The sequence below is a fragment of the Streptomyces sp. HSS9-12 genome, from assembly GCF_054963655.1.
Genome location: NZ_JBUEGC010000103.1, coordinates 1 through 5,149, shown reverse-complemented (window position 1 = coordinate 5,149; position 5,149 = coordinate 1). Strand labels below are relative to the sequence as shown.

At 66.9% G+C, this 5,149-nt stretch carries 6 protein-coding genes and 1 pseudogene; 4 read left to right on the top strand and 3 right to left on the bottom strand.

From position 1 onward, the window contains the following. Both ACY34J_RS28775 and ACY34J_RS28770 read left to right on the top strand, forming a co-directional pair. Window positions 1-241, top strand: a pseudogene (locus ACY34J_RS28775) (hypothetical protein); the annotation flags it as partial. A gap of 145 nt (window positions 242-386) precedes the next feature. Next, complete coding sequence (locus tag ACY34J_RS28770; RefSeq protein ID WP_462729561.1) at window positions 387-1,082, top strand: nucleotidyltransferase domain-containing protein; 696 nt, start codon at window positions 387-389, stop codon at window positions 1,080-1,082. A gap of 199 nt (window positions 1,083-1,281) precedes the next feature. On the opposite strand, the gene ACY34J_RS28765 is transcribed toward ACY34J_RS28770, so the two are convergent. Further along, a complete protein-coding gene (locus tag ACY34J_RS28765; RefSeq protein WP_462729562.1) occupies window positions 1,282-1,908 on the bottom strand; it encodes a hypothetical protein in 627 nt (208 codons plus the stop codon). Between the two features lie 196 nt (window positions 1,909-2,104). Between ACY34J_RS28765 and ACY34J_RS28760 the strand changes: the two genes are divergently transcribed. Continuing rightward, entirely contained in the window at window positions 2,105-2,509 is a 405-nt protein-coding gene (locus ACY34J_RS28760; RefSeq protein ID WP_462729563.1) for a hypothetical protein, read from the top strand. 77 nt (window positions 2,510-2,586) lie between these two features. Here ACY34J_RS28760 and ACY34J_RS28755 read toward each other — a convergent pair whose 3' ends face one another. Next, window positions 2,587-2,763 carry a hypothetical protein gene (locus tag ACY34J_RS28755; RefSeq protein WP_462729564.1) on the bottom strand — a complete coding sequence of 59 codons (177 nt, stop codon included), beginning with the start codon at window positions 2,761-2,763 and terminating at the stop codon, window positions 2,587-2,589. A gap of 69 nt (window positions 2,764-2,832) precedes the next feature. Next, window positions 2,833-3,813 (bottom strand): hypothetical protein, encoded by a 981-nt coding sequence (locus tag ACY34J_RS28750; RefSeq protein ID WP_462729565.1) that lies wholly within the window; start codon window positions 3,811-3,813, stop codon window positions 2,833-2,835. 353 nt (window positions 3,814-4,166) lie between these two features. Here ACY34J_RS28750 and ACY34J_RS28745 point away from each other — a divergent pair, with 353 nt between their 5' ends. After that, window positions 4,167-5,084 carry a recombinase family protein gene (locus ACY34J_RS28745; RefSeq protein ID WP_462729566.1) on the top strand — a complete coding sequence of 306 codons (918 nt, stop codon included), beginning with the start codon at window positions 4,167-4,169 and terminating at the stop codon, window positions 5,082-5,084. Window positions 5,085-5,149: the final 65 nt, after the last annotated feature.

Below are 5,149 nucleotides of genomic sequence, written 5' to 3'. Positions count from 1 at the left end.
GCCGGTTTTCGTTCCGATGTTCCTCAACCCCCGCATCCCCACCGTCGCCGGCCGGGCATCAGCAATCCGCCAGCACGTCCTGGAGATGCCCGCGCCCGTCGTCGCCGACGCCCTCGGCTACCACCACGTCACCACCACCAAGCTGGCCGCCCAGACCGGAAGCACCTGGACCCGGTACGCCTCCGGAGACCACCTACGGTCACCATCCGGCTGGACTCCGCAGAGAACTCACGACAGTTGACATAGACGAGCCCACCAGTAAACCCCTGGTGCCCGCGAGCCGTCGCCGATGTCGGCGTCGGCCTCCCCACCGACCCGGAAGGTCTCGCCATCCCATGTCATCCAGTACCACGCCATCATGTGCTGAACCTGAACAGGATCGGGGCATGGATCTGCATCGCAAGAACGCCGAACGCGTCGCGACGGGGCTGGCCGGGCGGGACGATGTACTCGCCGTCCTACTGTCCGGGTCGGTCTGCCGCGGCGAGCATGTGACCACATCCGACATCGACCTGCTCGTCGTGACCGCCGAGGACTCCTCACTGGAGTTGGCGCATCGGCAACTGGTCGATGGCCTGCTGGTGGAGTGGATCGCGCGGCCGGAGGCGGAGTGGCTCACCCGATTCGACCGGCCGAAGACCTCGTGGCTGTACTCGTTCCTCGAAGCGGAGGTCCTGATGGACCGGGGCCCGGCCGTCCGCCTCGCGGAGGCGGCCCGCCAGCTCCTGGCCACGTACCACGCCTCGGCGGAGTTGCGCGAGCTGATCGCGACCCATTTGTGGCACAGCCAGGCGAAGCTGGACCGCGCCCAAGCCTCCGGCGACCCGCGGGAACTCGGCTTCTGGGCCGCGCTGTCCGTGGAATGGATCCTGTACGGCCTGTATGCCGTGCACGATGTTCCGCTGCCCGCAGGCTCGCGATTGCTGGCCTATCTGCATCTGATTCCGCTGAGCGCGGACGAGGACGCGCTCGCCGAGGCGATGCTCACCGGCAGCTCCCCAGAGCGCCTCCAAGCGGCACGCGACCTGGTGGCCCGGCTCCGAAGGGAGCTCGGCCCGGCGGATCACGAGCGCACGGAGTGAGGTAGCGCGATCACAACTACGACACGTCAGAAGCGTGCCCGACAGAGGTGACCGGGCCCAAGCCGGTGGCACCGGAGCCGGTTCCCTCTAGGAATCACTCACGGTCACCATCAGGCTGGGCCCCGCGGGGAACTGGTGACGGTTGAATAGGCGAGCTCACCAGTAAACCGCCACGCGCGGTCGCATCCTTGCACGCTGGTCAGCTCCCCCCGTTCCGACTGCGGTGTTCGTGGCGCCGTTCGGACCAGCCCCAGAAGCATTGATTGATCACCTGGCGTGGGCTACGGCGAGGGATGCGGTCATCTCCGGCGTGCAGAACTCGGCGGCATAGCCCGGTGTAACGGTCGATCGCATCCTCAGCGATCTTCTGTTCTTGCCGGGTGGACTCCCATTGGCTATGCGCATAGGTGGGTGGAGATGTACTCAACGCCCAGGTCAGAAGCGTGTCGACCCACCCGTTGAGCGCTGTGGCCGCGTGCTCGGCAGCGCTCGCGACAGCGCTGGGACCTTCGATAGCGACCGCCCCGACCTTTTCCATCAGCAGTACGTGCTGCGCTACTAGGTCCTGGGCTTGGGCACGGGCTTGAGCCTGGTCGGTGCTTCTATCGCCGAGAGCTTGCATGAGGGCCTCGGCCGCGTCGTGTCGGGCCGTGAGCATGGAGGCACATGCGCCATACGCCTGGCGGCGGGACTGCTGATTCTGAGTGTGGTACTGGGCGCGGGCGTTGATGCTCGCGGCACGAATCACCCCAAACATGCCCAGGGCAGCGGCGATGACGGTACCCCCGATGCCCGCGAGCGCCACGATCGTTGTGGAGGTCAACATAGTGGGCATTGTGGCCAGGAGTTTCCGACACCATGCCTGCTGGGACGTCGGAGGCAGTGATCCGCCCCCGGCGACTACACAGGGTCACCAGCTGGCTGGACTCCCGCAAGAACTGGCGACAGTTGAATAGGAGAGCCCACCAGTACCGAGGCCGGACGAGGCGGACTGGCCCGAGGGGCTCGACCTGTGGCACCTGGTGTTCGACTTCGACGAGGACGGCCGGGCCATCGTCGACCCGGCCCCGTTCGACGAGCAGTGGACCTGCCCACCGGAGCGGTGGACTCCCTCAGCGTTCTGGTTAGGGCCAATTTCCCCGGTGATCACGCTCCGGGAAGGCCAGCCCCCGCCGACGTCCGGTGTGATGAGGCAGGGAGAGCTCCACGTCGCGTGTGAAAGCGGATGCACGGCTGAGGGCGCTGAGTTCCGCGGCGCCCTCACCGAGTTCCGTGCGGAACGCCACCGTCGCCATGCCGCCCTGGTCCGGATCGAAGAGGCAAAGGTGCACAAGTCCTCAGCGTTGGCCGAGATCGACCAGCTCGAAGCCAAGATCGGAGACCTGCTCGCCGAGCACCTCCGCTGGGATCTTGACAAGGACGGATAGCCGCAGGCCCGTAGAGTCGAAGACGGTCCGGCCCGGAGGCACCACTCATGACTCCGGGCCGGTCCTGTGGGCGAGGCTCAGCCGGTGGGCAGGATGCGCAGTCGGGGGCCGTACTGGCCGGGCTCGGACGGGATGTCCTCGCACCGGTATCCGGCGCGGGTCAGGGTGCTCTTGCAGGCGAGCGCGTTGCCGCCGGAGTTGACGTGCAGGACGACCGTGCCCGGGTGGTCCGGGTCGCGGTCGACGGACAGCACGGCGCGCGGCTGGGAAGCCGAAACTCACCTCGCGACAACCTGTCACAGCAGTTACCGACGCGCGCGACATCAGGGCGCTCCGCTGCCTCGGATAGTCCCAACGACGTCAAGCGCGTGGCGGGCGGAAGGTCCCGAGAGGATCCCAACGACAAGCACAACACTGCCGCCGATGATGGATTGCTCAATAGACGACGGGAGGTTGAGCAGGGTGATACCGACGGTTGTGGCAGTGCCCAACACCACAGCGGCAATCCAGCGCAACAGACCACGGTCCCGTTCTAGTTTAATGTCCTTGATGACCTCAGCGTCGAGGAGCTCACCTATCCGGCCGTGTGCGTAGCGTTCGGCTATGCCTACCAGTAGTTCAGCGAGCTCGCGTAGTCCTTCTTCGGGGGCGATATCCAGGCGCCGTTCGGTCATCCGCAGCACCGCGACAACCTGCCGTTCATGGGCCTTCAAGGCCTGGCGGCGATTGGATCCCCTCGCCGTGCCCCGAGCGCGGTGGGAGCGCTCAACACCACGTGAGACTTCCTCCAGCCGCTTAGACACCAGCCGCAACTGCTTCGCGGAGCGCTCCCCGCCCGCACGGCGCGCGGCGGCACAGGCCGAGATCGCGGCGGCTATCTGCATGACCAGGGTGTAGCGCAGCCCCAGCCGGATGGTGCGCCACCCCACCAGGATCCACAGCACAAGGACGCCGAAGCACAGTCCTATCACCGCCGGGCCCCCCACGAGACCAATGGGGTAGTTAGGCGCATTGGTTATTCCCCGGGGGTCCTCCTCCAGCACCGCGAGCATTAAGGCGCCCATGAGGAGGAACATGAAGATGCTTGTCCGGACCGCAAACACCGCAGCCCGCCGAATCCTGCGGAGCTCACGGCGTCGGCGGAGCGCCACACGCAGACGCCCAGAGAGCGCGCTCGAAACCCGCAGAGAAGCAAGGTCTAACGGCAGCTGCTCAACCACTCTGTCCTGTCGGCTCACAGGTGGCAGCTCTCCGCCTATGAGCCAGCCGATGAATCTGTAAACTAACGCCTCCACGTCCCTCATCATGGGATCGGTAGTCTTCCCCCCACAATGACCAGACCCCGAGCGGTCCACTCTTTCTATCGTGCGGCTGCGGAGTCGCGGCCGAGCCACGTGGTGCATACGGAGTGATCGGCTACTGCCACTGTGGTGCCGTCATCTTGTCCGTCTCGGGACTCACGTGAACTGGCCAACTGTGATCACTAGTGCCCCGCCTGTCGTCAAACGATCGAATGACGACAGGTAGCCGGCACGTCCAATGGACCCTGGTTTTCCGGGGATTCGGAGCGGTGCGAATCCAATCGGATCCGATGGTCGTTGATGACAGGGTTAGACGACAGGCAAGATCCGATCCACCGCGTCGAAGGGCCCCCGAGATGGCGAACCTGGTCTACAAGCGGGTCTCGACCGACCAGCAGTCGACCGCCCGGCAGAACCTCGTCCTGGACGAGGCCGGGATCGAGGACCCGGTCGTCTTCGAGGAGGAGGCCGGCACCTCCAGCCGCCTCCACCCGTTGCAGCGGCCGAAGTTCGCCGAGCTGCTGACGTACGCGCGGCCCGGCGATGTCGTCCACGTCTCCGAGATGTTCCGCCTCGTGCGCGGCACCGGACACATCCTCGACGTGCTCGAAGTCCTGCACCGCGACCGGCTCGCCCTGCAGATCCATGACGGGGCGTTCTCCGCGATGGACCTCACAGCCCGTCACCCACGCAACGGAGAACTGGTGTCCACGGTGAAGTTCATGGTGCAGACCCTCGCGGCCGCTGGCGAGCTCCAGCGAGACCTGCAGCGGGAGCTGACCTTCGATGGACTGCGGGCCGCCGAGGCCAAGGGCAACAAGGGCGGCCGCCGCCCGGTGGTCACCGCGGCGACCGCCGTCGCCGTACGCGCCGCCTACCTGGGCGGCCAGTCCATCGCCGCCCTGGCCCGCGACCACCACGTCAGCCGCGGCGCCATCCGTACCGCCGTCGCCGACCTCATGCCCGAGCACACTTCCGACGCCGGGCCTGCCCCAGCTCCGGAGGCGCTGGTCACCCTCGACATGCCGGGCAAGGTCGCCGACTTCCTCCGCGCCGCCGAACTCGACGACGCCGAGCGGGCCGCGCTCGACCAGGGCGTCGCCGTACGGCGCGGCCAGGGCTACACGCTCCGCGTCCCGGCGGTGCCCGCGGTCCACCGCCAGCTCCTCGACCGCTGCCAGGTCCTCGACGCCCCATCGGCGATCCCGGCACAACGCAAGGCCCGCCGCGAATACGCGAACCGCGTCAACGCCCTCGCGCCCAACACTCCGTAGGAAGCTCTTCGGGCGCCAAGATCAAGTACTGGCGGCTTTGGGCTTACCTCGGCGCTACCCCTAAC